The following is a 26,581-nucleotide window of genomic DNA, read 5'->3' as shown; positions in this document are numbered from 1 at the left end:
GGGCCCGGCGCCACGCACAGCGGGGCGTACGGAGAGCAGAAGTTGACGTATCTGTTGACGGTACCCAGAGCTGTGACGGCTCGCGACCGCAAGCGGACTGGGCAAGAAGGGGCACAGCGATGAAGGGCACTGTGGGCGAGCTGGGGGAGTTCGGGCTGATCAGGGAGCTCACCTCACGGCTCACCACCACCCCGGCGGTCCGGCTCGGACCGGGCGACGACGCCGCGGTCGTGTCGGCCCCCGACCGGCGGGTCGTGGCGAGCACCGACATCCTGCTGGAGGGCCGGCACTTCCGCCGCGACTGGTCCACGGCCTACGACGTCGGCCGCAAGGCCGCCGCGCAGAACCTCGCCGACATCGCCGCCATGGGCGCGGTGCCGACCGCGCTGCTCCTCGGCCTCGTCGTCCCGGCCGAACTGCCGGTCACCTGGCCCACCGAGCTGATGGACGGCATCCGCGACGAGTGCCAGGTCGCCGGCGCGGCCGTGGTCGGCGGGGACGTCGTCCGCGGGGACGTCATCACCGTCGCCATCACCGCGCTCGGCGACCTGCGCAACCACGAGCCGGTCCTGCGCTCCGGCGCCCAGCCCGGCGACGTCGTCGCCGTGACCGGCTGGCTGGGCTGGTCCGCGGCCGGCTTCGCCGTGCTCTCGCGCGGCTTCCGCTCCCCGCGGGCGTTCGTGGAGGCGCACCGGCGGCCCGAGCCGCCGTACCACGCGGGCCCCGCGGCCGCCGGGCTCGGCGCCACCGCCATGACCGACGTCAGCGACGGCCTGATCGCCGACCTCGGGCACATCGCCGAGGCCAGCAAGGTACGGATCGACCTGCGCTCGGCGGCCGTCGACATCCCCACGCAGATGCACGACATCGGGCAGGCCGTCGGCGTTGACCCGCTGCAGTGGGTGCTCACCGGGGGAGAGGACCACGCGATCGTGGCCACCTTCCCGCCGGACGTGAAGCTCCCCGCCCGCTGGAAGGTCATCGGCGAGGTGCTGAACCGCTCCGCGCTGCCCCAGGTGACCGTGGACGGCGCGCCCTGGACCAGCACCGGCGGCTGGGACCACTTCGGGGCCGACCCGGCCGCCCAGGACGGTCCGGCGTGAGCCCTGCGCCGCCGCTGTGCCTGACCGTCGCCGGATCCGACTCCGGCGGCGGCGCGGGCGTCCAGGCCGACCTCAAGACCATGCTCGCCCTCGGCGTGCACGGCATGAGCGTGGTGACCGCCGTGACCGCGCAGAACTCGCTCGGGGTACGCGGAGTGTGGGAGCTGCCCGCCGAGGCCGTCACGGCCCAGTACCGGGCCGTCGTGGACGACATCGGGGTCCAGGCCGTGAAGACCGGGATGCTCTCCTCGGCCACCCTGGTGGAGACGGTGGCCGAGCTGCTCGCCACCACCTCGGCCCCGGCCGTCGTGGACCCCGTCGGGGTCTCCAAGCACGGGGACGCGCTGCTCGCCGCGTCGGCCCTGGACGCCGTACGCCGGGAACTGCTGCCCCGGGCCACCGTGGCCACGCCCAACCTGGACGAGGTGGCGCAGCTCACCGGCGTGCTGGTGGAGGACGAGGACGGCATGCGGCGGGCCGCCGACGCGATCCTTCGCCACGGCCCGCGCTGGGCGCTGATCAAGGGCGGGCACCTCGCGGCGCACGGCGGCGAGGCCGTGGACCTGCTCACCGACGGGACCGAGGAGCGGTGGCTGCGCGCCCCCCGCCACGACAACCGGCACACCCACGGCACCGGCTGCACGCTGGCCAGCGCCATCGCGGCGGGGCTGGCCAAGGGCCTGAGCGTCCCGCAGGCCGTCACGGCCGCCAAGGACTACGTCACGGGCGCCATCGCCGCCGGCTTCGCGCTCGGCGCGGGCATCGGCCCGGTGGATCACGCCTGGCAGTGGCGCCGAGCACCGCGGGAGCAGGGCTGAGCCCCGCCGGACAAGGCAAAAGGCCGGTTCACCAGAGGTGAACCGGCCTTTAGGGCAACCGGAAAGGGCTGCGCTACGACGGGAGGCGTCAGCGCGAGACCTTGCCGGCCTTGATGCACGAGGTGCAGGCGTTGAGGCGCTTCGGCGTCCCATTGACCACGGCACGGACGCGCTGGATGTTCGGGTTCCAGCGACGCGAGGTGCGGCGGTGCGAGTGGGAGATGTTGTTGCCGAAGCTCGGCCCCTTGGCGCAAACGTCGCAGTTGGCAGCCACAGGTCACTCCAAGACTTCAGGTGCAATTAACAGTGAAACCGGCGCACCGGATTCAGAGGTCTGAAGTGGTTTGCCGGGGAATGGCCCGACTCTCGCCGGGCAACCGGAGCAGCATACAACGACTGCGTCCGTCCAAGAAAACTACCACGGCCGCCGCAGGTGCTGCCCCGTGGTCCGGACGAGCGGGCGGTCCTTGGTTACCCTGCGGTGAACCCCGGCCCGCACGAGGAGGAACGCCCAGTGCCGCACGAGCTGCAGCCGCAGGCCACTGACGAGCTCGACGCCGAAGCGGTGCGCACCTGGAGTTCGCTGGCCCTGGCCGCGCTGGGGCGGGCCCGCGAGGACATCGACGCGATCAACGTCTATCCGGTCGCCGACGCGGACACCGGGACCAATCTCTACCTCACCGCCGAATCGGCCGACCTCGCGCTCACCGAGGCCTTCGCGAAGGTGACCGAGGGCACAGCGCCGACCTCCCTGGACCAGGCCGTACGGGCCTGGGCGCACGGAGCGCTCCTCGGCGCCCGCGGGAACTCGGGGACGATCCTGGCGCAGCTGCTGCGCGGGGTGGCCGAGGTGCTCGGCGAGCAGCCCGAGGAGCCCCGGCAGCCCCAGCGGTCCGATGAGCACGGGCAGCCCGGGGAGCCGGTGCCCGGCCGGCTGCTCGCCCGGGCGCTGACCCGGGCCGCGCAGGAGGCCTACGCGGCCGTCGCGCACCCCGTCGAGGGGACCATGCTCACCGTCGCCGGCGCCGCCGCGCGGGCCGGCGAAGCGGCCGCGGCCGCCGCCGGGAGCCCGGCCGCCGTGGCCCGGGCCGCCTACGACGCGGCCCGCGCCGCCCTGGCCGAAACCCCCGGGCAGCTGGCCGCGCTGGGACGGGCCGGGGTGGTCGACGCCGGGGGCTGCGGACTGGTCGCCGTACTCGGGGCCCTGTGGCAGGCCCTGTCCGGCCAGGCGCCGGCCGTCGAGCCGGTGCCCGGGCGGGCCGTGCCCGTACCGCAGCCGCCGGACCCCTGCGAGCAGGAGGCGGACGGGCCCGCGTACGAGGTGGTCTACCTGCTGGAGGCCTCCGAGGAGGCGGTCGGCCACCTCCGCGAACGCCTCGACGGGCTGGGCAACAGCCTGGTCGTGGTCGGCGGCGACGGGCTGTGGAACGTCCACGTCCACGTCGACGACCCCGGGGCGGCCGTGGAGGCCGGGGTCGTCGCCGGACGGCCGTACCGGATACGGATCACGCACTTCGGGGACGAACGGCGCCGGGCCCGCGGAGCCCGCGCCCAGCGGGCCGTGGTCGCCGTGGTCCCCGGCGAGGGCCTGGCCGCCCTGTGCGGGGAGGCGGGCGCCACCACCGTGCTCGTGCGCCCCGGGGAACCCCTGGCCGTCGCCGAACTGGCCGACGCCATCCGCCGGGCGCACGCCCGCGAGGTCGTGCTCCTGCCGGGCGGCGCCGAGCTGCGGCCCGCCGCGGCCGCGGCGGCCGAACAGGCCCGCGTCGACGGCGTACGGGTCGCCGTGATCCCCACCCGCTCCGCGGTCCAGGGCCTGGCCGCCCTCGCCGTGCACGACCCGGACGGCACCTTCGACGAGGACGTGGTCGCCATGACGGCGGCGGCCGGCGCCACCCGGTACGGGGAACTCGCCGTCGCCGAACGGCAGTCCTTCACCTCGGCCGGCATCTGCCAGGCCGGTGACGTGCTCGGTCTCATCGACGGCGACGTCGCCGTGATCGGCTCGGACCTCACCGAGACCGCCGAGGCGGTCCTGGAGCGGATGCTCGGCTCCGGCGGCGAACTCGTCACCCTGGTCCTGGGGCCCGAGGTGCCGGACGCCGTCGCCGAGCGCCTGGAGGCGTACGTGCTCCACGGCCACCTGGCCGTGGACACCGTCACCTACCGGGGCGGCCGGTACTCGGCGCCGCTCCTCATCGGGGTGGAATAGCGGGCTTGTCAGCGCCATGGTGTGCAATGGAACACGTGCCCGCGCTCGACGAAGACCTCAAGAAGACGCTCGGACCCGCCACCGCCAAGGTGCTGGCCGAGCAGCTCGGCCTGCACACGGCCCTGGACCTGCTCCACCACTACCCGCGGCGGTACGCCGAGCGCGGTGAGCTGACCTCGCTCGCCGACCTGGCCGACCAGATCGACGAGCACGTGACCGTCGTCGCGCAGGTCGCCGACGCCCGGCTGCTGACCTACCAGGGCAGCCGCGGCGGCGGCAAGCGCCTCGAAGTCACCATCACCGACGGCAGCGGGCGCCTCCAGCTGGTCTTCTTCGGCGCCGGCGTCCACAAGCCGCACAAGGAGCTGCTGCCGGGCAGCCGCGCGATGTTCGCGGGCAAGGTCTCCCTGTTCAACCGCAAGCTCCAGCTGGCCCATCCCGCGTACGAGCCGCTCGGCAAGGAGGCCGGCGAGTCCGACGCGGCCGCCGCCTTCGCCGGCCGGCTCATCCCGATCTACCCGGCCTGCGCGAAGCTGGAGTCCTGGAAGATCGCCAAGTGCGTGGACGCGGTGCTGCCCCGCACGCAGGAGGTCCTCGACCCGCTGCCGGCCGCCCTGCGCGAGGGCCGCGGACTGGTCCCGCTCCCCGAAGCCCTGCTGAAGATCCACCGGCCGGCCACCAAGGCCGACGTCGAGGACGCCCGGCAGCGCCTGAAGTGGGACGAGGCCTTCGTCCTCCAGGTCGCCCTGGCCCGCCGCCGCCACGCCGACGCCCAGCTCCCGGCCGTCCCCCGCCGCCCCGCACCCGGCGGCCTGCTCGACTCCTTCGACGCCAAGCTGCCCTTCACCCTCACCGAGGGCCAGCAGAGCGTCTCCAAGGAGATCTTCGACGACCTGGCCACCAGCCACCCCATGCACCGCCTCCTCCAGGGCGAGGTCGGCTCCGGCAAGGCCCAGCCCCTCGACTCGCTGGTGCTGACGCCTGCGGGCTTCCGGCCCATGGGCGATATCGAGGTCGGGGACGAGGTGGTGGTGCCGAGCGGCGAGATCGCACTCGTCGGGGGCGTCTTCCCTCAGGGGGAACGCGACGTGTGGAGGGTGGTGCTCTCGGACGGGAGCTCGGTCGAGTGCGACGACGAACACCTGTGGATCGTCGGCACCAGTTGTGGATGGCACCGCGGCCAGGAGCCCAAGGTGATGACCACAAGGGAGATCCGATCGGACCTGCGCAAGGCCAATGGATCTTCCAAGTGGTACCTGCCGGTAGCCGTCCCCGTAGACCTCGGGAACGGTGACCACCAACCGCTTGATCCTTACCTGATGGGCGTTCTCATCGGCGACGGCTCGTTCCGACACAACCTGAGACTGTCCACCGCGGACGGGGAGATCCTGGCCGCGGTCGAGGCTGCGGTGGCCCCGGGCTGTGAGATGGCCGAGGTTCCCGGATCCAGCTGCGACTACACGATCCGGATGAGCGGGCCGAGGGGCGGCACTCGACGGAATCCCGTCATCCAGGCGGTTCGTGACCTGGGGCTGTGGGGTGCCACCTCACACGACAAGTTCGTCCCGGATGTCTACAAGAACGCATCGGTCAAGGACCGTTTGGCGGTCCTTCAAGGACTCATGGACACGGACGGGACGCTTGACGCGAACGGAATGAGTATTTCGTTCTGCTCTGCCTCGCCCCGGTTGGCGGAGGACGTGGCCTGGCTTGTGCGCTCTCTAGGTGGACGTGCTCGTGTGCTGCCCAAGAAGGCGGCCTTCAACGTCTCTGTTGCCTTGCCTGAGGAGTTCGAGCCGTTCCGGCTGCCGCGCAAGTCGGCACGAATGCGGCCGAGGCCGAAGTACAACACCTTCCGCCGCGGTATTCGGAATGTCGAGCACGTTGGTGCCAAGCCGGTCCAGTGCATCAGCGTCGAGCACCCGAGCCATGCCTATGTGACTGACAACTTCACCGTCACGCACAACACCATGGTCGCGCTGCGGGCCATGCTCGCCGTGGTGGACTCCGGCGGACAGGCGGCCATGCTCGCGCCCACCGAGGTGCTCGCCCAGCAGCACCACCGCTCCATCACCGAGATGATGGGCGAGCTCGCCGAGGGCGGCATGCTCGGCGGCTCCGACCAGGGCACCAAGGTGGTGCTGCTCACCGGCTCCATGGGGATGCCCGCGCGCCGCCAGGCCCTGCTCGACCTCGTCACCGGTGAGGCCGGGATCGTGATCGGCACGCACGCGCTGATCGAGGACAAGGTGCAGTTCCACGACCTCGGGCTGGTCGTCGTCGACGAACAGCACCGCTTCGGGGTGGAGCAGCGCGACGCCCTGCGGTCCAAGGGCAAGCAGCCCCCGCACCTGCTGGTGATGACGGCGACCCCCATCCCGCGCACGGTCGCGATGACCGTCTTCGGCGACCTGGAGACCTCCGTCCTGGACCAGCTGCCCGCCGGGCGCTCGCCGATCGCCACGCACGTGGTGCCCGCCAAGGACAAGCCGCACTTCCTCGCCCGGGCCTGGGAGCGGGTCCGCGAGGAAGTGGAGAACGGCCACCAGGCGTATGTGGTCTGCCCGCGCATCGGGGACGAGGAGGAGCCGAAGAAGAAGGCCTCCGCCGAGGACGAGGCCGAGAAGCGGCCGCCGCTCGCCGTCCTGGACATCGCCGAGCAGCTCCGGCGCGGCCCCCTGGCCGGTCTGAGCGTCGAGGTGCTGCACGGCAGGATGGACCCCGCCGACAAGGACGACGTCATGCGCCGCTTCGCGGCCGGCGACGTCAAGGTGCTGGTCGCCACCACCGTCATCGAGGTCGGCGTCAACGTCCCGAACTCCACCGTCATAGTGATCATGGACGCCGACCGCTTCGGCGTCTCCCAGCTCCACCAGCTGCGCGGCCGTGTCGGCCGCGGCTCCGCACCCGGCCTGTGCCTGCTGGTCAGCGAGATGCACGAGGCCAGCCCCGCCCGGGCCCGGCTGACCGCCGTCGCCCAGACCCTCGACGGCTTCGAGCTCTCCCGGATCGACCTGGAACAGCGCCGCGAGGGCGATGTCCTCGGCCAGGCCCAGTCCGGGGTGCGCTCCTCGCTGCGCGTGCTGTCCGTCATCGAGGACGAGGAGGTCATCGCCCAGGCCCGGGAGGAGGCCGCCCGCGTCGTCGCCGCCGATCCCGAGCTGGAGCGGCTGCCCGGCCTGCGCACCGCCCTGGACGCCCTGCTGGACACCGAGCGGGAGCAGTACCTGGAGAAGGGCTGACAATGGGAGTGCCCCACGTCCCCGAAGATTGAAGGACCCCCCAGATGACCCGCGTGATCGCCGGCAGCGCCGGCGGGCGACGGCTGGCCGTGCCTGCGGGCACCGGCACCCGGCCGACCTCGGACCGGATGCGCGAAGGCCTGTTCTCCACCTGGGAGTCGCTGCACGGCGTCGAGGGGTCCCGGGTGCTCGACCTGTACGCGGGCTCGGGCGCCGTAGGCCTGGAGGCCCTCTCCCGCGGGGCGGCCCACACCCTGCTCGTCGAGACCGACGCCAAGGCCGCCAAGGCCATCCGCGACAACATCAAGGCGCTGGGCCTGCCCGGCGCCGAATTCCGGGCGGGCAAGGCCGAGCAGATCGTGGCGGGCGCCGCGGGCGGGGCCCCGTACGACATCGTCTTCCTCGACCCGCCGTACGCCGTGGACAGCGCCGACCTGCGGGAGATCCTCCTCACACTCCGCGCCAATGGCTGGCTCACGGACGATGCGCTCGCCACCGTGGAGCGCAGCACCCGCACCGGTGCCTTCCCGTGGCCCGAGGGCTTCGAGCCGCTCCGGTCACGCAAGTACGGCGAGGGCACCCTGTGGTACGGCCGCGCCGCCTTCACCAGCGAAGAGTCATGAACGAGGGAGTTCAGTTGCGCCGCGCCGTCTGCCCGGGGTCCTTCGACCCCATCCACAACGGACACCTCGACGTCATCGGACGCGCCTCCCGGCTCTACGACGTGGTGCACGTCGCCGTGATGATCAACCCGTCCAAGAAGGGCCTGTTCACCGTCGAGGAGCGGATCGAGCTGATCCGCGAGGCGACGGCCGACTACGGCAACGTCGAGGTGGAGTCCTTCCACGGACTGCTCGTCGACTACTGCAAGCAGCGCGACATCCCGGCCATCGTCAAGGGGCTGCGGGCGGTCAGCGATTTCGACTACGAGCTCCAGATGGCCCAGATGAACATGGGACTGTCCGGCGTCGAGACCCTCTTCGTGCCGACCATCCCCACCTACAGCTTCCTGTCCTCCTCGCTGGTCAAGGAGGTCGCGACCTGGGGCGGCGACGTCACCCACCTGCTGCCGGCGCACGTGCACGCGGCGCTCGTCGAGCGGCTCGCCGAGCGCTGAGATCTTGACGCCCCGTCAGTCAGTGTCGGGCGCACGGCCGCTGGCCTTACAGTCGTCCCGTCCGTCTCAGGAACCGCCTGAGGCCGAGAGAGTGCGAGCCCCCATGGACGTGCAGAAGAAGCTCGACGAGATCGTCGCGGCCGTCGGCGGCGCCCGGTCCATGCCCATGTCGGCCTCCTGCGTGATCAACCGCGCCGAGCTGCTCGCCCAGCTCGAAGAGGTCCGCCAGGCGCTCCCCGGCTCGCTCGCGCAGGCCCAGGAGCTCATCGGCGGCCGGGAGCAGATGGTCGAGGAGGCCCGCCGGGAGGCGGAGCGGATCATCGAGTCCGCCCACAACCAGCGCGGCTCGCTCATCTCCGACACCGAGATCGCCCGGCGCTCCCAGGCGGAGGCGGACCGGATCCTGGAGGAGGCCCGCCGCGAGGCCGCGGAGATCCGGGCCGAGGCCGACGACTACGTCGACAGCAAGCTCGCGAACTTCGAGGTCGTGCTGACCAAGACCATCGGTTCGGTGGACCGGGGCCGGGAGAAGCTGCTGGGCCGCGGCCCGGGGCTCGACGAGCACGGCTACGCGGACGCCGAGGCGCCCGAGCGCAGCCACGACCCCGAGACGCAGCGCCAGCAGGCGGACGCCTACGTGGACACCAAGCTGGCGACCTTCGAGGCCGTGCTCTCCAAGACCCTGGAGGCCGTCGGCCGGGGCCGCCAGAAGCTGCTGGGCCGGGTCCCCACGGACGACCTCGGGGCGCACATGGCCGCCCAGGACGCGGCCGCCGGGCAGCCGTCCCGCTCGGCGAGCGACGCGGACTTCCTGGCGGGACTGGCCGACCCCCAGCCGGCTCCGGCGCAGGCGCCGATCCCGGCGCAGCCCGAGCCGGTGTACGACACGTACGGCTACCAGCAGCCCGCGGCGCAGCAGCAGGACGCCTACGCCTACCAGGACCCCTACGGCGGCTACCAGCAGCAGCCCGACCCCTACGCCGGTTACCAGCAGCCCGATCCGTACGCCGCGTACCAGGAGCCCCAGGCGCAGCAGCCCGCGCTCGACGAGACCAGCTTCTTCGACACGAGCATGATCAACCTGGAGCAGCTGCGCCAGTACGAACAGGGGCGCTAGCACCGGATTGGGTGCTGGGCGCGGCTGAGGGTATCCTGGCTGTTCGGTCGCGCGTATGCACCGCGATCCGTGCTGCCCTTGCGGGCGGTACGAATGCAGCATTTTTGATCTTCAGCGATCTGTGAAAGCAGGAACGGCCCTGAATACCCGCCTCGACCACCGCAACCCCCTCGTGTTCGACACGCACGAGCTGGGTCGGCGTCCTGGTGCCATGCAGCGGCTGTCCCGTGAGATCGCGGCACCGGCGGACCTCGGTCTCGCCGGAGTCATCGGAGTGCCGGAGGGCACCCCGCTGAAGCTCAAGCTCCGCATGGAGTCGGTCATGGAAGGGGTGCTTGTCACAGGCACCGCCCGTGCATCGGCCGTGGGGGAGTGCGTAAGGTGTCTGGAGTCCGTCGAGCGCGAGCTCAAGGCGGACTTCCAGGAGATGTTCTCGTACCCTGACGCCGACGACCGGACCCGCTCCAAGGCGGAGCCGGCCGACGACGCCGAGGACGACGAGGACACGCTCTTCCTCGAGGACGGTTTGTTCGACCTCGAACCCGTGCTGCGCGACGTGGTGGTGCTCGCACTGCCGCTGCAGCCGGTGTGCCGGGAGGACTGTCTCGGACTGTGCCCCGATTGCGGGCTCAGCCTGAACGACGACCCGGACCACCACCATGACGCCGTCGACATCCGTTGGGCGGCATTGCAAGGACTCGTCGTGACCGATCAGGACGACGAGAAGGACAACATGAGCGGCACTGCCTCTGACGGAGTTCAGGGCGCCGCCGAGAAGCAGGAGAAGTAGCCGTGGCTGTTCCGAAGCGGAAGATGTCGCGCAGCAACACGCGCCACCGCCGGTCGCAGTGGAAGGCTGCGGTCCCCACCCTGGTTTCGTGCGAGCGTTGCCAGGAGCCGAAGCTCCAGCACATTGCGTGCCCGAGCTGCGGCACCTACAACAAGCGCCAGGTCCTCGAGGTCTGAGCGGCTGGTGAGAGGCGCAATGTCTGAGCTGTCCAACGCTGAGAAGCAGGCAGACAGTAACAACGCGGCCTCGTCCCACACGCTTCTGGAAGGGCGGCTCGGGTATCGACTCGAGTCCGCCCTTCTGGTGCGTGCACTGACCCACCGCTCGTACGCGTACGAGAACGGCGGTCTGCCCACCAACGAACGGCTGGAGTTCCTCGGGGACTCCGTGCTGGGCCTGGTGGTCACGGACACGCTGTACACGACCCACCCGGATCTCCCCGAAGGCCAGCTGGCCAAGCTTCGGGCCGCGGTGGTCAACTCGCGTGCACTGGCGGAGGTCGGGCGCGGCCTCGAACTCGGCTCCTTCATCCGGCTCGGCCGGGGTGAAGAGGGCACGGGTGGCCGGGACAAGGCCTCCATCCTCGCCGACACCCTTGAAGCGGTGATCGGCGCGGTCTACCTCGACCAGGGCCTCGACGCGGCCTCGGAGCTGGTCCACCGGCTCTTCGACCCGCTCATCGAGAAGTCCTCGAACCTCGGGGCCGGCCTGGACTGGAAGACCAGTCTCCAGGAGCTCACGGCGGCCGAAGGTCTTGGTGTGCCGGAATACCTGGTCACCGAGACCGGTCCGGACCACGAGAAGACCTTCACTGCTGCCGCTCGCGTCGGTGGTGTCTCGTACGGCACCGGCACCGGCCGCAGCAAGAAGGAAGCGGAACAGCAGGCTGCGGAGTCCGCCTGGCGCGGAATCCGTGCCGCGGCGGACGAGCGGATCGCGGCGGCTGCCGCTGCCGCGGCGGCTCCGGCCGAGGCTCCGGCCCAGGCCGAGGCCGAGGACGGCGGGGTGCCGACGCCCGCCGATGCGGCGCCCGACGCCTGACCCTTCCTTCGGGATCCCACCGCCCGCCTCTGCCTCGCAGGGGCGGGCGGTCCCGTTCCCGGGGCGGCCGGTACGCTCGCGGCAGGCGCCCGGCCCGCCCACCGGCCGTGGCCGGCCGGCTTCCTGCCGGCGTCCGGTCCCCGTCCGATCCGCACCCCCACCGGAGGTTCCCCGTGCCCGAGCTGCCCGAAGTCGAAGTCGTGCGGCGGGGGCTGGAGCGCTGGGTGGCCGGACGGACCGTCGAGACCGTGGAGGTCCTGCATCCGCGGGCCGTACGGCGTCACCCGGCCGGCGGGGCCGACTTCGCTGCGCGGCTGCGCGGGGAGACCATCGGCGTGCCGCAGCGGCGCGGCAAGTACCTGTGGCTGCCCCTGGAAGGGCGGGACCTGTCCGTGCTCGGCCACCTGGGGATGAGCGGGCAGCTGCTCGTACAGCCGCAGGACGCCCCGGACGAGAAGCACCTGCGCATCCGGGTGCGGTTCGACGACACGGCCGGGACCGAGCTGCGCTTCGTGGACCAGCGGACCTTCGGCGGCCTCTCCTTGCACGACAACACCCCCGAGGGCCTGCCCGACGTCATCGCGCACATCGCGCGCGACCCCCTGGACCCGTTGTTCGACGAGGTGGCCTACCACCTCGCACTGCGCGCCAAGCGGAGCACCGTCAAGCGGGCCCTGCTGGACCAGTCGCTGATCAGCGGTGTCGGCAACATCTACGCGGACGAGGCGCTGTGGCGCGCCCGGCTGCACTACGAGCGCCCCACGGCCACGCTCACGCGCCCCCGGAGCGCGGAACTCCTCGGCCATGTCCGGGACGTCATGAACGCGGCGCTCGCCGTCGGCGGCACCAGCTTCGACAGCCTGTACGTGAACGTCAACGGGGAGTCCGGCTACTTCGACCGCTCGCTCGACGCTTACGGGCGCGAGGACGAACCCTGCCGGCGCTGCGGTACGCCGATGCGGCGCCGGCCGTGGATGAACAGGTCGAGCTATTTCTGCCCGCGCTGTCAGCGGCCGCCGCGCGCCTCGTCGTAGGTCTCCCGGGCGCTGAGCACCGCCGGCATGTTCCCCTCCAGGCAGTGGATGAGCGCGAGCAGCCGGTCCGCGACCTCCAGGCCGAGCGGGGTCAGTTCGTAGTCGACGCGCGGCGGGTTCGTCGGCTGCGCCTCGCGGTGGACGATGCCGTCGCGCTCCAGCGCGTGCAGGGTCTGGGAGAGCATCTTCTCGCTGACGCCCTCCACCCGGCGGCGTAGCTCGTTGAAGCGGCACGAGCCCTCGCGCAGCGCGCCCACGGTCAGGCTGCCCCAGCGTCCCGTGACGTGCTCCAGCGTCTCCCTTGAGGGGCAACTGCGCGCGAACACGTCGAAGGGCAGGTCGGATGCGGCCTCTTCGGTACAGGCAGGGGTCTCCATGCCTCAAGCGTACTCCCCGGCAGCGCTAACCTGTAGCTTGCGCTTTCTAAAAGTTAGTGCTTCTCTTTCTCCCGTCGCACCTCGTTCCGGGCTGCGGCGAGAGTTCACCCGAGGGAGAGATCAGCCTTGTCCGGTATCACGCACACCCCCGTCGTCTCGATCGCCTACCACTCCGGATACGGCCACACCGCGGTCATCGCCGAAGCGGTGCGGGGCGGCGCCCTGGACGCCGGAGCGATCGTCCACCTGATCAAGGTCGACGAGATCGACGACGCGCAGTGGGAGCTCCTCGACGCCTCCGACGCGATCGTCTTCGGCTCCCCGACCTACATGGGCACCGCGTCCGGCGCCTTCCACGTCTTCGCCGAGGCCACCTCGAAGCGCTGGTTCGCCGACGCCTGGCAGGACAAGGTGGCCGCCGGCTTCACGAACTCCTCGTCCAAGAGCGGCGACAAGCTGCACACCCTGCAGTACTTCCAGACGCTGGCCGCGCAGCACGGCATGAGCTGGGTCAACCTGGGTCTGAAGCCGGGCTGGAACGCCAGCACGGCCTCCGAGAACGACCTGAACCGCCTCGGCTTCTTCTCCGGCGCGGCCGCGCAGTCCAACGCCGACCAGGGTGCGGACGCCGTCCACAAGGCCGACATCGCGACCGCGGAGCACCTGGGCCGCCGCGTGGCCGAGCAGACCCGCATCGTCATCGCGGGGCGCGCGGCCCTGGCGGCGTAGGTCCCGTCAGGGCCCGTCGTCCGGGCGCTGCGCGGGGACTCAGAAGCCGAAGTCCTGGGTCCACCAGGGGCCGCCGGCGGCGAAGTGAGCGCCGACGCCCAGGGTGCGGAACTCGCAGTTGAGGATGTTCGCCTTGTGACCCGGGCTGTTCATCCAGGCCTTCATGACGGCCTCGGCGTCGCCCTGGCCGCGGGCTATGTTCTCGCCGCCGAGGCCCGAGAGGCCGGCATTGGCGGCGCGGTCCCACGGGCTGTTTCCGTCGGGGTCGGTGTGGCTGAAGAAGCCGCGGACGGCCATGTCCTTGCTGAAGGCTCCGGCCAGCGCGGCCAGCGGCGGGTTGGCCCGGACCGGTCCGCAGCCGGCCTGGGTGCGCTCCTGGTTCACCAGGGCGACGACGGCGGCTTCCTCCGCGGAGTGGCCGTCACCGGCCGGCGGGACCACGGGGGCCGCCGTCGAGGGGGCCGGGACCGGGGCCGGCCTCTGCGGGGCCTTGGTGGTGGGGGCGGGCTTGGCCGAGGGCGGGGCGCTCGGCGAGGCGGACGCGGAGGGGCTCGCGCTCGGGCTCGGCGAGGCGGACGCGGAGGGCGTCGGGGAGGCCGAAGGGGACGCGGAGGCGGAGCCCGCGCCGGTACCCGCGGAGGCGCGGCCGGACAGGTTGGCGAGGCCGCCCTGCTGCTCAGGGGTGCTGTCGGGGCGGGGCGAGGGCTTCGCCGCGGCCTCGTTCGCACGGCCCGCGTCCTGGGCGTCGACGCCCACGTAGGGGAACGAGCCGCCCACCGGCACCATGCCGGTGGTGACGGCCGCGGTGCCGAGGGCCACGGCCACCGAGACGCCCAGCAGGCCGGTGCGCAGGGCGGTGCCGTGCTTGCCGCCGCGGCGCGGCGCGGCGGGGAGTCGGTGGCGTCCCATCGGTGTCGTGCCTTCCTTGCCGGGTCAAGATCATCCCTTACTCGCCCAAATGGGTGAGTTCGTTGGTGCGCGACTGTACGCCATGGGGCCAGAGGGCGATGTGTGCCGGAAGTGTTCGCGCGGTTAGCGTTCACGCATGAATGAAGAGGTACGCCTGACCGCCTGGGTGCGCGGCCGTGTACAAGGAGTGGGCTTCCGATGGTTCACCAGGGAGAACGCTCTGGAGATCGGGGGAGTCGTGGGCTTCGCGCTCAACCTCGACGACGGGCGAGTACAGGTGGTGGCCGAAGGTCAACGTGAGAATTGCCACCGGCTGCTCGACTGGCTGCGGTCCGCCGACACGCCCGGCCGGGTGGACGGGGTGACAGAGATCTGGGGCACACCGCGCGGTGGCTACGACGGCTTCGGGATGCGGTAACGGATCGACTGATCATGGACTCATCACACCCCTCGCCCGCCCGCACCTGGTCGGAACTGGGCATTCGTCGCCGACACGTTGCCGACGCGGGGGATTCGTGGAAGGCTCGGAGATAAGGATGATCTCCACGCCCGCTGCGAGGGTCGGGGTGCCCGCCGATACGGGGCGTGATCGTGTTGACCGTCAAACTTTTTGGTGAGACGCTGGAAGCCCCGCGCACCTGAGCTGTTTGACAGTGTTGGCAGTAGTAAGCGCAGTGACTGTCAGTCGCTGTCGGACATCCGCGGGTGCGATTCCCTCACGACCCACACCGCTTCGGTCGGTCACTCAGTGTGGAGGACCATCCATCATGGCAAAGGCGCTTCTCGGTTACGTCGGCGGTTCCGATCCGCGACTCCTCGCCGAGATGCGACGGCTTCAGCAGCGCGTCCAGGACCTTGAGTCCGAGCTCGTACGGATTCAGTCCGAAAATGACGCGCTGAACGCGGCCGCCGCTCAGCACGACGGAGACTCGCTGCTGGACAGCATCGACATCGACGTACCCCAGGCGGAGCCTGCGCTCACCTGATCCGCGCTCATCGTCGCTCGAATCCAGCCCCGCTTGATCTGCAAGGGACGCTCCGGCGTCCCTTCTTTCTTTCCGCGGGCCCTCCTTGGTACCAGAGGGCCGGGTGAGGGGCCTGACTCCTTCAGCGTCACTTGTGCCCTGCACCTTCATGGGTGAAACCGGACGCGAAAGGTAGAGTCCGGCGGCGTGCACCTCAAGTCCCTGACCCTGCGCGGATTCAAATCCTTTGCCTCCGCCACCACCCTGCGCTTCGAACCCGGCATCACGTGCGTGGTCGGTCCGAACGGCTCCGGCAAGTCCAACGTGGTGGACGCGCTGTCCTGGGTCATGGGCGAGCAGGGCGCCAAATCCCTGCGCGGCGGGAAGATGGAGGACGTCATCTTCGCCGGGACCACCGGGCGGCCGCCGCTCGGGCGCGCCGAGGTGTCCCTGACGATCGACAACTCCGACGGCGCGTTGCCCATCGACTACGCCGAAGTCACCATCACCCGGATCATGTTCCGCGGCGGCAGCAGCGAGTACCAGATCAACGGTGACACCTGCCGCCTGCTCGACATCCAGGACCTGCTCTCCGACTCCGGCATCGGCCGCGAGATGCACGTCATCGTCGGCCAGGGCCAGCTGGACTCCGTACTGCACGCCGACCCGATGGGGCGCCGCGCCTTCATCGAGGAGGCGGCGGGCGTCCTGAAGCACCGCAAGCGCAAGGAGAAGGCGCTGCGGAAGCTGGACGCGATGCAGGCCAACCTGGCGCGCGTGCAGGACCTGGGCGACGAGCTGCGGCGCCAGCTCAAGCCCCTGGGCCGGCAGGCGGCGGTCGCCCGGCGCGCCGCGGTGATCCAGGCGGACCTGCGCGACGCGCGGCTGCGGCTGCTCGCGGACGACCTGGTCGTGCTGCGGCGCGCGCTCGACGCGGAGATCGCGGACGAGGCGGCCCTGAAGGAGCGCAAGGAGGCCGCCGAGGCCCAGCTCGCGGGCGCGCTGCGGCGCGAGGCGGAGCTGGAGGAAGCGGTACGGGAGCTCGCGCCGCGGCTGCAGCGGGCGCAGCAGACCTGGTACGAGCTGTCCCAGCTGGCCGAACGGGTACGGGGGACCGCGTCCCTGGCGGACGCGCGGGTCAAGAGCGCGACGGCCCCGGTGGAGGAGGAGCGGCGCGGCCGTGACCCCGAGGACATGGAGCGGGAGGCCGAGCGGATCCGCGAGCAGGAGGCGGAGCTGACCGCGGCCCTGGAGGCGGCCTCGCACGCCCTGGAGGACACCTCCGCGCACCGGGCCGAGCTGGAGCGGGCGCTCACGGAGGAGGAGCGGCGGCTACGGGACGCCGCGCGGGCCATCGCGGACCGGCGCGAGGGACTGGCCCGGCTGACGGGCCGGCTCGGCGCGGCCCGGTCCCGGGCGGGGGCGGCGCAGGCGGAGATCGACCGCCTGGTCGCGGCGCGCGACGAGGCGCAGGTGCGGGCCGCCGCCGCGCAGGCGGAGTACGAGGCGCTGGCGGAGGAGGTCGGCGGGCTCGACGACCCGTCGGCGGACACCGACCACGAGGCGGCGCGGGCGGAGCTGACGGCGGCGGAGGCGGGGCTGTCGGCCGCGCGGGACGCCCTGTCCGCGGCCGAGCGCTCGCGGGCGGCGGTGTCGGCGCGGCGGGACGCGCTGGCGATGGGGCTGCGCCGCAAGGACGGTACGGGCGCGCTGCTCGCGGCGCGCGAGCGGCTGGCGGGGCTGCTGGGACCGGCGGCGGAGCGGCTGTCGGTGACCCCGGGCTACGAAGCGGCCGTGGCCGCGGCGCTGGGCTCGGCGGCGGACGCGCTCGCGGTGACCTCCCCGGGCGCTGCGGCCGAGGCGATCCGCCACCTCCGCACCACGGACGCAGGCCGCGCCACCCTCCTGATCACCCCACCACCCCCCTGCCCGGCTTCCCCCGCCCTACCGACCCAGGCCCCAGCCCCCGCCGTGCCGAGCCAGGCTCCGGACCCCGCCGGTCCGGATGCCCGTCCGGGCGAGGCCTCGGACGCCGCCGCGCCGGCTGCCGCGCCGGGCGGGGCCGGTGATCCTGCCGGTCCGGCTGCCCTGCCGGGCCAGGCTTCGGACCCCGCCGGGTCAGCCGCCGTGACGGGCGGGGCCGGTCATCCTGCCCGTCCGGCCGCCTTGCCAGGCCAGGCCGCGGACCACGGCGCGTCGGCTGCCCTGCCGGGCGAGGCTCCGGACCACGCCGGTCCGGTCGCCCTGCCGGGCCAGGTCCCGGGCCCCGTGCCGGTGGTGGTTGCGGAGGCACCGGCTTCGGCGGTCGAGGAGCGGGGTGTGGGGCGGAGCCCCAGCCTTGTGGGCGCGGCCGACGAGGCCGGCGTGGCCGTTGCCTCGCTGATCGGCGGCGACGGCGAGGTGTTGCGCGCCGTTGGCTGGGTGCTGCGGGACTACGTCGTGGTGCCCACGCTGGATGCGGCCGAGGCGCTCGTCTCGCGGCGGTCCGACGTGGTGGCCGTGACCCTGGAGGGGGACGTGCTCGGCGCGCACCTCGCGCAGGGCGGCTCCGCGGGCGCGCCCAGCCTGATCGAGGTGCAGGCCGCCGTCGACGAGGCGGCGCAGGAGCTCGCCCGGCTGGGCGTGCGCTGCCAGGAGCTGGGCGAGGCCCAGGCGGCCGCCCAGGCGCGGCGTCAGGACGCGGCCACCCGGGTGGAGGAGCTCGGCGAGCGGCGCCGGGCCGCGGAACAGGCCCGGGCCGGGGTCGCCCAGCAGCTCGGGCGGCTCGCCGGGCAGGCGAAGGGGGCCGCCGGCGAAGCCGAGCGCAGTGCCGCCGCCGCGGCCCAGGCGCAGGGCGCGCTGGAGCAGGCGCTGGCCGACGTAGAGGAATGCGCCGCGCGGCTCGCCACCGCCGAGGAGATGCCGGCCGAGGAGGAGCCGGACAGCTCCCGGCGGGACCGGCTCGCGGCGGACGGGGCCAACGCCCGGCAGACCGAGATGGAGGCCCGGCTCCAGCTCAGGACGCACGAGGAGCGGGTCAAGGCGCTGGCCGGACGGGCGGATTCCCTGGACCGCGGGGCCAGGGCCGAGCGCGAGGCCCGGGCTCGCGCCGAGCGGCGTCGCGCACGGCTGCGCCACGAGGCGGAGGTGGCCCGGGCGGTGGCCGACGGCTCCCGGCAGCTCCTCGCTCACGTCGAGGTCTCGCTCCGCAGGGCCGAGGAGGAGCGCGCCCGGGCCGAACACGCCAAGGGCCTGCGCGAGCGGGAGCTCGGTGAGGCGCGCAACCACGGGCGCGAGCTGAAGGGGGAGCTCGACAAGCTCACCGACTCCGTCCACCGCGGCGAGGTGCTCGGCGCCGAGCAGCGGCTGCGCATCGAGGCGCTGGAGGCCAAGGCGCTGGAGGAGTTCGGCATGGAGGCCGCCGGGCTCGTCGCCGAATACGGCCCCGACCAGCCGGTGCCCCCGTCCCCGCCCGCCGACGGCGAGGAGCTGCCCGAGGACCCGGAGCACCCCCGCAACCGGCCCGGCCCCTTCGTCCGCGCCCAGCAGGAGAAGCGGCTCAAGGCGGCCGAGCGCGCCTACCAGCAGCTCGGCAAGGTCAACCCGCTCGCGCTGGAGGAGTTCGCCGCGCTGGAGGAGCGCCACCAGTTCCTCAGCGAGCAACTGGAGGACCTCCGCAAGACCCGGGCCGACCTCCTTCAGGTCGTGAAGGAGGTCGACGAGCGCGTCGAGCAGGTCTTCACCGAGGCCTACCGGGACACGGCCCGCGAGTTCGAGGGGGTGTTCTCGCGGTTGTTCCCCGGGGGTGAGGGCCGGCTGGTCCTGACCGATCCCGAGCACATGCTGACCACCGGCGTCGACGTGGAGGCCCGCCCGCCGGGCAAGAAGGTCAAGCGGCTGTCGCTGCTGTCCGGCGGTGAGCGCTCGCTGACCGCGGTGGCCCTGCTGGTCTCCATCTTCAAGGCGCGCCCGAGCCCGTTCTACGTCATGGACGAGGTCGAGGCCGCGCTGGACGACACCAACCTCCAGCGGCTGATCCGGATCATGGAGGAGCTCCAGGAGAGCTCGCAGCTGATCGTCATCACGCACCAGAAGCGGACGATGGAGGTCGCCGACGCGCTCTACGGCGTCTCGATGCAGGGCGACGGAGTCTCGAAGGTCATCAGCCAGCGGCTTCGGTGACGGCCCCCCGCATACCGCGCGCCTCCCGGGGTAAACGCGCAGGTAGCTTCAAGAATTGAATTCAGCGGTTCGGCATGGGGCGTCCCTGAGGCGTTACGTGAAGTTCACGTCAGGTATTGACTTCAGGAAATGAACGAATAGGCTCGCTCCGCTGTCTCCGGTCTTCGAGTGGTGCCCGATCTTGAACTGTGCGCCACTGGGAGAACGGACGAAACCCCCACGGAGCACACCTTGACCAGCAGCACAGCGCAGGCGCCGGCACCCGGCGGCCGATCCGCGTCGCAGCCCGACCACCTCGGGCACGTCATCTTCATCACCGCGGCCGCGGCCATGGGCGGCTTCCTCTTCGGCTACGACAGTTCCGTCATCAACGGCGCCGTCGTCGCGATCCGCGACCGTTTCGACGTGGGCTCCGAGGCACTCGCCCAGGTGATCGCCGCCGCGCTGATCGGCTGCGCCCTCGGCGCGGCGACCGCGGGCCGCCTCGCCGACCGGATCGGCCGCATCCGCTGCATGCAGATCGCCGCCGCGCTGTTCACGGCGAGCGCCGTCGGCTCGGCCCTCCCCTTCGCCCTGTGGGACCTGGCCCTGTGGCGGGTGATCGGCGGCTTCGGCATCGGCATGGCCTCCGTCATCGGCCCCGCCTACATCGCCGAGGTGTCCCCGCCCGCCTACCGCGGCCGGCTCGCCTCCTTCCAGCAGGCCGCCATCGTCATCGGCATCGCCATCTCCCAGCTGGTCAACTGGGGCATCCTGAACCTCGCCGACGGCGACCAGCGCGGCACCCTCGCCGGCCTGGAGGCCTGGCAGTGGATGCTCGGCGTCATGGTCGTCCCGGCCGTGCTCTACGGGCTGATGTCCTTCGTCATCCCGGAGTCCCCCCGCTTCCTGATCTCGGTCGGCCGCACCGACGACGCCAAGAAGGTGCTCAGCGAGGTCGAGGGCGCGCACACCGACCTCGACGGCCGCGTCGCCGAGATCGAGCTGGCCATGCGCTCCGAGCACAAGTCCACCTTCAAGGACCTGCTCGGCGGCCGCTTCGGCCTGCTGCCCATCGTCTGGATCGGCATCGGCCTCTCGGTCTTCCAGCAGCTCGTCGGCATCAACGTGATCTTCTACTACAGCTCCTCGCTGTGGCAGTCCGTCGGCATCGACCCGACCAGCTCGTTCCTGTACTCCTTCACCACGTCGATCATCAACATCGTCGGCACGGTGATCGCGATGATCTTCGTCGACCGGATCGGCCGCAAGCCGCTCGCCCTCATCGGCTCCGCGGGCATGGCCCTCTCGCTCGGCCTCGCCGCGTGGGCGTTCTCGTACAAGGAGGGCACGGGCGACGCCATCCACATGCCCGACACGCAGGGCACGGTCGCGCTGATCGCCGCGCACTCGTTCGTGCTCTTCTTCGCCCTGTCCTGGGGCGTGGTGGTGTGGGTGCTGCTCGGCGAGATGTTCCCCAACCGGATCCGGGCCGCCGCGCTCGGCGTCGCCGCCGCGGCCCAGTGGGTCGCCAACTGGGTCATCACCGTCTCGTTCCCGTCGCTCTCGGACTGGAACCTGTCCGGCGCGTACGTCATCTACACGGTCTTCGCCCTGCTCTCGATCCCGTTCATCCTCAAGTGGGTGCCGGAGACCAAGGGCAAGGCGCTGGAGGAGATGGGGTAACCACCCCCGCCAACGCCCCTTCTCCTCGATACTGCCCCGGCTCAGTCCTTGAGCCGGGGCAGTACCTGTTCGCACAGCAGGTGCAGGCTGCGCCAGCCCTCGTCCAGGGGCATCCCGCCGCACAGCGGGTGCAGGACCAGGTTCCCCGCCTCGCCCGCGCCCCGGGCGTAGGCGACCGCCTCGTCCGGGGTGAGGACCCTGTACACGCCCTCCGCGCGCAGCTGCGCCACCGAGCGCGCGGCCGACCGTACGGCGCTGCGGATGTCCTTGGACTGCCAGGAGGCGTACGTGGCCGCCTCGTGCAGGAAGTGCTCGCCGTGCTCGGCCCAGACCCGGTCCGGGTCCTCGGCGATGTGCAGCAGCGGGGTCTCGGCCGCCGGCATCATGCAGAAGCCCTCCGTGCCGTACTCCGCCAGCCTCGCCTGGTAGTACGCCTCCAGCTCGGGCAGGTGCGCGCTGGGGAAGAAGGGCAGCCCGAGACGGGCGGCGCGGCGGGCCGCCGCCTCGGAGCTGCCGCCGACCAGGAGCAGCGGGTGCGGCTGGGTGAAGGGCCTCGGGGTGACCCGTACCGTGCGGCCGCGGAAGGTGAAGGGCTCGCCGGTCCACGCCTTCAGCAGGGTCTCCAGCAGCTCGTCCTGGAGTTTCCCGCGCCGCCCCCACTCCACGCCGTGCTGCTCGTACTCCTCGGGCCGGTAGCCGATGCCGGCGACGGTGACCAGGCGGCCGCCGCTCAGCAGGTCGAGGACGGCGATGTCCTCGGCCACCTTCAGCGGGTCGTACAGCGGGCCGATGATCGCCGAGACGGTGACGGCGATCCGGCGGGTGGCCCCGAAGACGGCGCCCGCGAAGGCGAAGGGGGACGGCAGCCAGTTGTTGGCGGCGCCGTGGTGCTCCTCGGTCTGGACGGTGTCGATCCCGCGGTCGTCCGCGTACCGGGCCATCTCCAGGGCCGCCCTGTAGCGGGCGGAGAGGGTTTCGGGGGTGCCGTTCGGATCGACGAGATTGAACCGGGCCACGGTGATGGGCATGGAGGAGTCCCCCTTCGCCGGATGCGGATGCGGATGCGGATGCGATGCGCGGGCGAAGGGGGACGTTAGCTGACGCGGCGTCAGTTGGACAGGGCTCCGGCGGGCGCGTGCTCCCCGGCCACGGCCGGCGCGCCCGTGGCCGTCGTACCGCGATGGTCCCGATGCCCGCGACCATCATCGCGGGGGAGCTGGCCGGCTGGCTGGGCAGGCATGCGGGGGCTCCGTGGGGGAGGGGGCGGGGGATTCTGATCATCATCGTAGATGTCCCGCTAAAACCACAAACAGAGCCGTACGTCCCGATCTCACCGCCCGAGGTCCGGGGTACGGGCCGCCCGTGGCCGATACTGGGGGGGTTATGGACATCCTCATCCTTGCTGTAGTCATCGCCCTGGTCGCGGTCGGCGCGATCAGCGGGCTCGTGGTCAGCAGCCGCAAGAAGAAGCAGCTGCCCCCGGCACCGTCGAGCACGCCGACCATCACTGCCCCGCCTGCCGAACCGCAGGTGGGGGAGGACGCCGTAGAGACGGCGCAAGAGCCGCGCCGCACGATCGAGGAGGTCGCGCTCCCGGAGGCCGCGGCCCCCGCGGAGGCGCCGGTCGCGCCGGCGCCCGCCGACACCGCCCCGGCCGCGCCCGCGATCGAGGTGCCCGAGCCCACCGCGGGCCGCCTGGTCCGGCTGCGCGCCCGGCTCGCCCGGTCGCAGAACTCCCTCGGCAAGGGGCTGCTCACGCTGCTGTCGCGCGAGCACCTCGACGAGGACACCTGGGAGGAGATTGAGGAGACCCTCCTCATCGCCGACGTCGGCGTGGTGCCGACCCAGGAGCTCGTCGACCGGCTCCGCGAGCGGGTCAAGGTGCTCGGCACCCGCACCCCGGCGGAGCTGCGCACCCTGCTCAAGGAGGAACTGCTTACGCTGGTCGGCACCGACTTCGACCGCGCCGTGAAGACGGAGAGCGGCCAGGACACGCCCGGCGTGATCATGGTCGTCGGAGTCAACGGCACCGGCAAGACCACCACCACCGGCAAGCTCGCCCGCGTGCTCGTCGCCGACGGCCGCAGCGTGGTCCTCGGCGCGGCCGACACCTTCCGCGCCGCCGCCGCCGACCAGCTCCAGACCTGGGGCGAGCGCGTCGGCGCCCGCACCGTGCGCGGCCCCGAGGGCGGCGACCCGGCCTCGATCGCCTACGACGCGGTCAAGGAGGGCATCGCCGAGGGCGCCGACGTGGTGCTCATCGACACCGCCGGCCGCCTGCACACCAAGACCGGCCTCATGGACGAGCTCGGCAAGGTCAAGCGCGTCGTGGAGAAGCACGGCCCGCTGGACGAGATCCTGCTGGTCCTGGACGCCACCACCGGACAGAACGGCCTGACGCAGGCCCGCGTCTTCGCCGAGGTCGTGGACATCACCGGCATCGTGCTGACCAAGCTCGACGGCACGGCCAAGGGCGGCATCGTCGTCGCCGTCCAGCGCGAGCTGGGCGTCCCGGTCAAGCTCATCGGCCTGGGCGAGGGCCCGGACGACCTGGCCCCGTTCGAGCCGGAGGCGTTCGTCGACGCCCTGATCGGCGACTGAGCGCGGTCCGAGCCGACAGCCGACACCCGTGCCCCCGTCTTCCGTCCGGTCTTCCGGCCGGAACGCGGGGGCACCGTCATGCGCGGGGGACTACCGGCGGAAGCGGTGGCACAGGTAGGCGAGGGTGCCCAGCAGCAGCCGGGCGTGCGGCGGACCGCCGGCCGCGTCGAGCGCGGGCGGCCGCAGCCAGGCCACCCGGCCGAGTCCCGCACGGTCGGAGGGCGGGGCCGTGACGTAGGACCCCGGGCCCAGGGCCCGCAGGTCCAGGTCCGCGTCGTCCCAGCCCATCCGGTACAGCAGCTGGGGCAGTTCGGCCGCCGCGCCCGGGGCCACGAAGAACTGCGCCCGGCCGTCCGCGGTCCCGATGACCGGGCCCAGCGGCAGGCCCATCCGCTCCAGCCGTACCAGCGCGCGGCGCCCGGCCTCCTCGGCGACCTCGATGACGTCGAAGGCGGCGCCCACGGGCAGCAGCACGGCCGCGCCCGGGTACTCGTTCCAGGCCTCGGTGACCTCGTCGAGGGTGGCCCCGGCCTTGACCGTGGGGGCGAAGGGCAGCGGATGGGCGCCGGGCGCCGGGCACCGCGCGTCCCCGCAGGAGCAGTCGCGGGCGGGCGCCGCGGCGCGGGCGCCGGGCACCACGTCCCAGCCCCACAGCCCGGTGTACTCCGCCACCGCCGTGCAGTCGCAGCTCCGGCCGCGGCGCCGGACGCCGGAACGGAACTCCTTGGTGCTGCGGCTGCCGCCGATCGTGAAGCCCATGCCCATGCCCCCTCCAACGGGTCGGACGTGCCGGTGGTTACGAGATCGGCCGGACTCTCCCCGCCGCCGGCCCGCGCGTGCTCCCGGCCCGGCGGCGGTCCGCCGCGGTGTGCGCCCGTACGGCTGCCCGGCGCACTCCTCGCCGCGCGCGCCCCGAGCGCACTCCAGTCCATCCGATCCGTTTCACCTCGGTGTCAAGTGAATCGCGCCTGGCCGGTGGCGAGTTCATTCGAAGGGGTGGCGAATGGTGGCGTTTGTGGAATCGACCTCGCCGCAGGGGTGATCGTAGGATTACTTTCGGTACACGAAGCCCGAAGGCAAACTCAACGGTGGGTATGCCGGAGGCAATGCGTGAAGGACCTGTGAAGGTCCGTGGCGGCGCCCGGCGTACGCGCCAGGGTTTCGTGAGGAAGAGGCTGAGCGGATGGGGGCGTTCCAGTGAGCGGCAACGGCGCAAGCGGAACGATCGAGGACGCTGCTGCGCGCAATGACCAGCTGACCTCCTGGTTCGTCCGCAGCGGTTGGTCCAAGGGCGAACTCGCCCGCCAGGTCAACCGCCGGGCGCGCCAGATGGGCGCCCACCACATCAGCACGGACACCTCCCGGGTGCGCCGCTGGCTCGACGGCGAACAGCCCCGCGAGCCCGTCCCGCGCATCCTCTCCGAGCTCTTCTCCGAGCGCTTCGGCACCGTCGTCGCGATCGAGCAGCTCGGCCTGCGCACCGCCCACCAGACGCCCTCCGTGTCCGGCGTCGACCTGCCCTGGGCCGGCCCGCAGACCGTCGAACTGCTCGGCGAGTTCTCCCGCAGCGACCTGATGCTGGCCCGCCGCGGCTTCCTCGGGACCTCGCTCGCCCTGTCCGCCGGCCCCGCCCTCATCGAGCCCATGCAGCGCTGGCTCGTCCCGGTCCCGGCCGCCGACCCGGGACCGCGGGAGCCGGAGCCGAGGGGCGCCCTCGGCGGCCACCGCCCGCCCCGGCTCTCCGCGCCGGAGCTCGACCTCCTCGACGACACCACCGTCATGTTCCGCCAGTGGGACGCCCAGTGCGGGGGCGGGCTGCGGCGCAAGGCCGTCGTGGGCCAGCTCCACGAGGTCACCGACCTGCTCCAGGAGGACCACCCGGCCCCGGTGATGAAGCGGCTCTTCAAGGTCGCCGCCGAGCTGGCCGAGCTGGCCGGGTGGATGAGCTACGACATCGGGCTGCACCCCACCGCGCAGAAGTACTTCGTCCTCGCGCTGCACGCCGCCAAGGAGGGCGGGGACAAGCCGCTCGGCTCGTACATCCTCTCCAGCATGAGCCGCCAGATGATCCACCTGGGCCGCCCCGAGGACGCGCTGGAGCTGATCCACCTCGCGCAGTACGGCAGCCGCGACTGCGCCGGCCCGCGCACCCAGGCCATGCTGTATGCGATGGAGGCCCGCGCGTACGCCAACATGGGCCAGCCCAGCCGCTGCAAGCGGGCCGTGCGGATGGCCGAGGACACCTTCTCCGACGCCGGCTTCGGCGGCGAGCCCGAGCCCGACTGGATCCGCTTCTTCTCCGAGGCCGAGCTGAACGGCGAGAACTCCCACTCCTACCGGGACCTGGCCTACGTGGCCGGCCGCAGCCCCACCTACGCCTCCCTCGCCGAGCCCGTCATGCAGCGGGCCGTCGAGCTCTTCGAGAAGGACGAGGAGCACCAGCGCTCCTACGCCCTCAACCTCATCGGCATGGCCACCGTGCACCTGCTCCAGCGCGAGCCCGAGCAGGCCGCCGTCCTCGTCGACCGGGCCCTGGACGTGGCGGGAAAGGTGCGGTCCGAGCGGGTCAACACCCGCCTGCGCAAGACCGTCGACGCCGCGGCCCGTGAGTACGGCGACGTCGCCGACGTGGTCCGGCTCACCGACCACCTCGCCTCCCGGCTCCCCGAGGCCGCGGAGGCCGTCTGACGGCCCGCGCGG

Annotated in this window: 23 protein-coding genes; 18 read left to right on the top strand and 5 right to left on the bottom strand. The window is 72.3% G+C overall.

From position 1 onward, the window contains the following. Positions 1 to 119 precede the first annotated feature (119 nt). Together ACF059_RS00655 and thiD are read left to right on the top strand one after the other, a co-directional pair. The gene (locus tag ACF059_RS00655; RefSeq protein ID WP_360894593.1) at positions 120 to 1,103 is read left to right on the top strand and encodes a thiamine-phosphate kinase; all 984 of its coding nucleotides are present in this window, start codon (positions 120 to 122) and stop codon (positions 1,101 to 1,103) included. Next, positions 1,100 to 1,921, top strand: coding sequence for a bifunctional hydroxymethylpyrimidine kinase/phosphomethylpyrimidine kinase (gene thiD / locus ACF059_RS00650; protein ID WP_392049678.1), 822 nt, complete (start codon positions 1,100 to 1,102; stop codon positions 1,919 to 1,921). Before ACF059_RS00655 ends, thiD begins: the two co-directional genes overlap by 4 nt. Before the next feature lie 88 nt (positions 1,922 to 2,009). Here the strand turns inward: thiD and rpmB are convergent, their stop codons facing one another. Beyond that, positions 2,010 to 2,195: a 50S ribosomal protein L28 gene (gene rpmB, locus ACF059_RS00645; protein WP_007266795.1), complete on the bottom strand. Its 186-nt coding sequence runs from the start codon at positions 2,193 to 2,195 to the stop codon at positions 2,010 to 2,012. A 240-nt stretch (positions 2,196 to 2,435) separates the two neighbouring features. On the opposite strand from rpmB, the gene ACF059_RS00640 reads away from it, so the two are divergent. The 9 genes from ACF059_RS00640 to mutM all read left to right on the top strand — a co-directional run bounded on the left by ACF059_RS00640 (position 2,436) and on the right by mutM (position 12,474). Next, positions 2,436 to 4,133, top strand: a complete 1,698-nt coding sequence (locus tag ACF059_RS00640) for a DAK2 domain-containing protein (RefSeq protein WP_392049676.1) — start codon at positions 2,436 to 2,438, stop codon at positions 4,131 to 4,133. 26 nt (positions 4,134 to 4,159) lie between these two features. Beyond that, on the top strand, positions 4,160 to 7,375 hold the full coding sequence (locus tag ACF059_RS00635) for a helicase-related protein (RefSeq protein ID WP_392049673.1): 3,216 nt from the start codon (positions 4,160 to 4,162) through the stop codon (positions 7,373 to 7,375). Positions 7,376 to 7,419: 44 nt separating this feature from the next. After that, a complete protein-coding gene (rsmD, locus tag ACF059_RS00630) occupies positions 7,420 to 7,998 on the top strand; it encodes a 16S rRNA (guanine(966)-N(2))-methyltransferase RsmD (RefSeq protein ID WP_360894581.1) in 579 nt (192 codons plus the stop codon). 14 nt (positions 7,999 to 8,012) lie between these two features. Further along, positions 8,013 to 8,492, top strand: a complete 480-nt coding sequence (gene coaD, locus ACF059_RS00625) for a pantetheine-phosphate adenylyltransferase (protein ID WP_392052954.1) — start codon at positions 8,013 to 8,015, stop codon at positions 8,490 to 8,492. Positions 8,493 to 8,595: 103 nt separating this feature from the next. Beyond that, on the top strand, positions 8,596 to 9,609 hold the full coding sequence (locus ACF059_RS00620; RefSeq protein ID WP_392049670.1) for a DivIVA domain-containing protein: 1,014 nt from the start codon (positions 8,596 to 8,598) through the stop codon (positions 9,607 to 9,609). A gap of 139 nt (positions 9,610 to 9,748) precedes the next feature. After that, positions 9,749 to 10,399 (top strand): DUF177 domain-containing protein, encoded by a 651-nt coding sequence (locus ACF059_RS00615; protein ID WP_360894773.1) that lies wholly within the window; start codon positions 9,749 to 9,751, stop codon positions 10,397 to 10,399. A 2-nt stretch (positions 10,400 to 10,401) separates the two neighbouring features. After that, a complete protein-coding gene (rpmF, locus tag ACF059_RS00610; protein WP_003965982.1) occupies positions 10,402 to 10,575 on the top strand; it encodes a 50S ribosomal protein L32 in 174 nt (57 codons plus the stop codon). Positions 10,576 to 10,594: 19 nt separating this feature from the next. Next, positions 10,595 to 11,440, top strand: a complete 846-nt coding sequence (gene rnc, locus ACF059_RS00605; protein ID WP_366864901.1) for a ribonuclease III — start codon at positions 10,595 to 10,597, stop codon at positions 11,438 to 11,440. Between the two features lie 173 nt (positions 11,441 to 11,613). Then, positions 11,614 to 12,474, top strand: a complete 861-nt coding sequence (gene mutM / locus ACF059_RS00600) for a bifunctional DNA-formamidopyrimidine glycosylase/DNA-(apurinic or apyrimidinic site) lyase (RefSeq protein WP_366864900.1) — start codon at positions 11,614 to 11,616, stop codon at positions 12,472 to 12,474. On the opposite strand, the gene ACF059_RS00595 is transcribed toward mutM, so the two are convergent. Then, on the bottom strand, positions 12,447 to 12,851 hold the full coding sequence (locus tag ACF059_RS00595; RefSeq protein WP_392049667.1) for a winged helix-turn-helix transcriptional regulator: 405 nt from the start codon (positions 12,849 to 12,851) through the stop codon (positions 12,447 to 12,449). The genes mutM and ACF059_RS00595 overlap by 28 nt on opposite strands. A 126-nt stretch (positions 12,852 to 12,977) precedes the next feature. Here ACF059_RS00595 and ACF059_RS00590 point away from each other — a divergent pair, with 126 nt between their 5' ends. Then, the gene (locus ACF059_RS00590; protein ID WP_366864899.1) at positions 12,978 to 13,580 is read left to right on the top strand and encodes a flavodoxin family protein; all 603 of its coding nucleotides are present in this window, start codon (positions 12,978 to 12,980) and stop codon (positions 13,578 to 13,580) included. Positions 13,581 to 13,619: 39 nt separating this feature from the next. On the opposite strand, the gene ACF059_RS00585 is transcribed toward ACF059_RS00590, so the two are convergent. Next, positions 13,620 to 14,489, bottom strand: coding sequence for a CAP domain-containing protein (locus tag ACF059_RS00585; protein WP_392049664.1), 870 nt, complete (start codon positions 14,487 to 14,489; stop codon positions 13,620 to 13,622). A 136-nt stretch (positions 14,490 to 14,625) separates the two neighbouring features. On the opposite strand from ACF059_RS00585, the gene ACF059_RS00580 reads away from it, so the two are divergent. The 4 genes from ACF059_RS00580 (at position 14,626) to ACF059_RS00565 (ending at position 21,280) form a co-directional block, all read left to right on the top strand. Further along, on the top strand, positions 14,626 to 14,907 hold the full coding sequence (locus tag ACF059_RS00580) for an acylphosphatase (RefSeq protein ID WP_361951456.1): 282 nt from the start codon (positions 14,626 to 14,628) through the stop codon (positions 14,905 to 14,907). A 349-nt stretch (positions 14,908 to 15,256) separates the two neighbouring features. Further along, positions 15,257 to 15,475: a hypothetical protein gene (locus ACF059_RS00575; RefSeq protein WP_030032603.1), complete on the top strand. Its 219-nt coding sequence runs from the start codon at positions 15,257 to 15,259 to the stop codon at positions 15,473 to 15,475. Positions 15,476 to 15,661: 186 nt separating this feature from the next. Beyond that, positions 15,662 to 19,615: an AAA family ATPase gene (locus ACF059_RS00570; RefSeq protein ID WP_392049659.1), complete on the top strand. Its 3,954-nt coding sequence runs from the start codon at positions 15,662 to 15,664 to the stop codon at positions 19,613 to 19,615. A 231-nt stretch (positions 19,616 to 19,846) separates the two neighbouring features. Continuing rightward, positions 19,847 to 21,280 (top strand): sugar porter family MFS transporter, encoded by a 1,434-nt coding sequence (locus ACF059_RS00565; RefSeq protein ID WP_366864896.1) that lies wholly within the window; start codon positions 19,847 to 19,849, stop codon positions 21,278 to 21,280. 41 nt (positions 21,281 to 21,321) lie between these two features. Here the strand turns inward: ACF059_RS00565 and ACF059_RS00560 are convergent, their stop codons facing one another. Continuing rightward, on the bottom strand, positions 21,322 to 22,308 hold the full coding sequence (locus ACF059_RS00560) for an LLM class flavin-dependent oxidoreductase (protein WP_392049656.1): 987 nt from the start codon (positions 22,306 to 22,308) through the stop codon (positions 21,322 to 21,324). Between the two features lie 355 nt (positions 22,309 to 22,663). On the opposite strand from ACF059_RS00560, the gene ftsY reads away from it, so the two are divergent. Then, entirely contained in the window at positions 22,664 to 23,881 is a 1,218-nt protein-coding gene (ftsY, locus tag ACF059_RS00555) for a signal recognition particle-docking protein FtsY (protein WP_392049654.1), read from the top strand. Positions 23,882 to 23,971: 90 nt separating this feature from the next. Here ftsY and ACF059_RS00550 read toward each other — a convergent pair whose 3' ends face one another. Then, complete coding sequence (locus ACF059_RS00550) at positions 23,972 to 24,640, bottom strand: bifunctional DNA primase/polymerase (RefSeq protein WP_392049651.1); 669 nt, start codon at positions 24,638 to 24,640, stop codon at positions 23,972 to 23,974. Between the two features lie 438 nt (positions 24,641 to 25,078). Here ACF059_RS00550 and ACF059_RS00545 point away from each other — a divergent pair, with 438 nt between their 5' ends. Beyond that, complete coding sequence (locus ACF059_RS00545) at positions 25,079 to 26,569, top strand: hypothetical protein (protein ID WP_392049649.1); 1,491 nt, start codon at positions 25,079 to 25,081, stop codon at positions 26,567 to 26,569. The last annotated feature ends 12 nt before the right edge of the window (positions 26,570 to 26,581 follow it).

It is taken from the genome of Streptomyces sp. NPDC016562 (genome assembly GCF_043076955.1).
GTDB lineage: Bacteria > Actinomycetota > Actinomycetes > Streptomycetales > Streptomycetaceae > Streptomyces.
The sequence above is the reverse complement of the archived record's forward strand: the minus strand, read 5'-3'. Positions and strand labels throughout refer to the sequence as shown.

Bases quoted from the DNA above. Each gene is read 5' to 3' on its own strand.
- ftsY (WP_392049654.1), top strand. From the start codon at position 22,664: ATGGACATCCTCATCCTTGCTGTAGTCATCGCCCTGGTCGCGGTCGGC.
- ACF059_RS00560 (WP_392049656.1), bottom strand. From the start codon at position 22,308: ATGCCCATCACCGTGGCCCGGTTCAATCTCGTCGATCCGAACGGCACC.
- ACF059_RS00580 (WP_361951456.1), top strand. From the start codon at position 14,626: ATGAATGAAGAGGTACGCCTGACCGCCTGGGTGCGCGGCCGTGTACAA.
- rsmD (WP_360894581.1), top strand. From the start codon at position 7,420: ATGACCCGCGTGATCGCCGGCAGCGCCGGCGGGCGACGGCTGGCCGTG.
- ACF059_RS00585 (WP_392049664.1), bottom strand. From the start codon at position 14,489: ATGGGACGCCACCGACTCCCCGCCGCGCCGCGCCGCGGCGGCAAGCAC.
- ACF059_RS00575 (WP_030032603.1), top strand. From the start codon at position 15,257: ATGGCAAAGGCGCTTCTCGGTTACGTCGGCGGTTCCGATCCGCGACTC.
- ACF059_RS00595 (WP_392049667.1), bottom strand. From the start codon at position 12,851: ATGGAGACCCCTGCCTGTACCGAAGAGGCCGCATCCGACCTGCCCTTC.
- ACF059_RS00550 (WP_392049651.1), bottom strand. From the start codon at position 24,640: ATGGGCTTCACGATCGGCGGCAGCCGCAGCACCAAGGAGTTCCGTTCC.
- rnc (WP_366864901.1), top strand. From the start codon at position 10,595: ATGTCTGAGCTGTCCAACGCTGAGAAGCAGGCAGACAGTAACAACGCG.
- ACF059_RS00620 (WP_392049670.1), top strand. From the start codon at position 8,596: ATGGACGTGCAGAAGAAGCTCGACGAGATCGTCGCGGCCGTCGGCGGC.
- ACF059_RS00655 (WP_360894593.1), top strand. From the start codon at position 120: ATGAAGGGCACTGTGGGCGAGCTGGGGGAGTTCGGGCTGATCAGGGAG.
- ACF059_RS00635 (WP_392049673.1), top strand. From the start codon at position 4,160: ATGGAACACGTGCCCGCGCTCGACGAAGACCTCAAGAAGACGCTCGGA.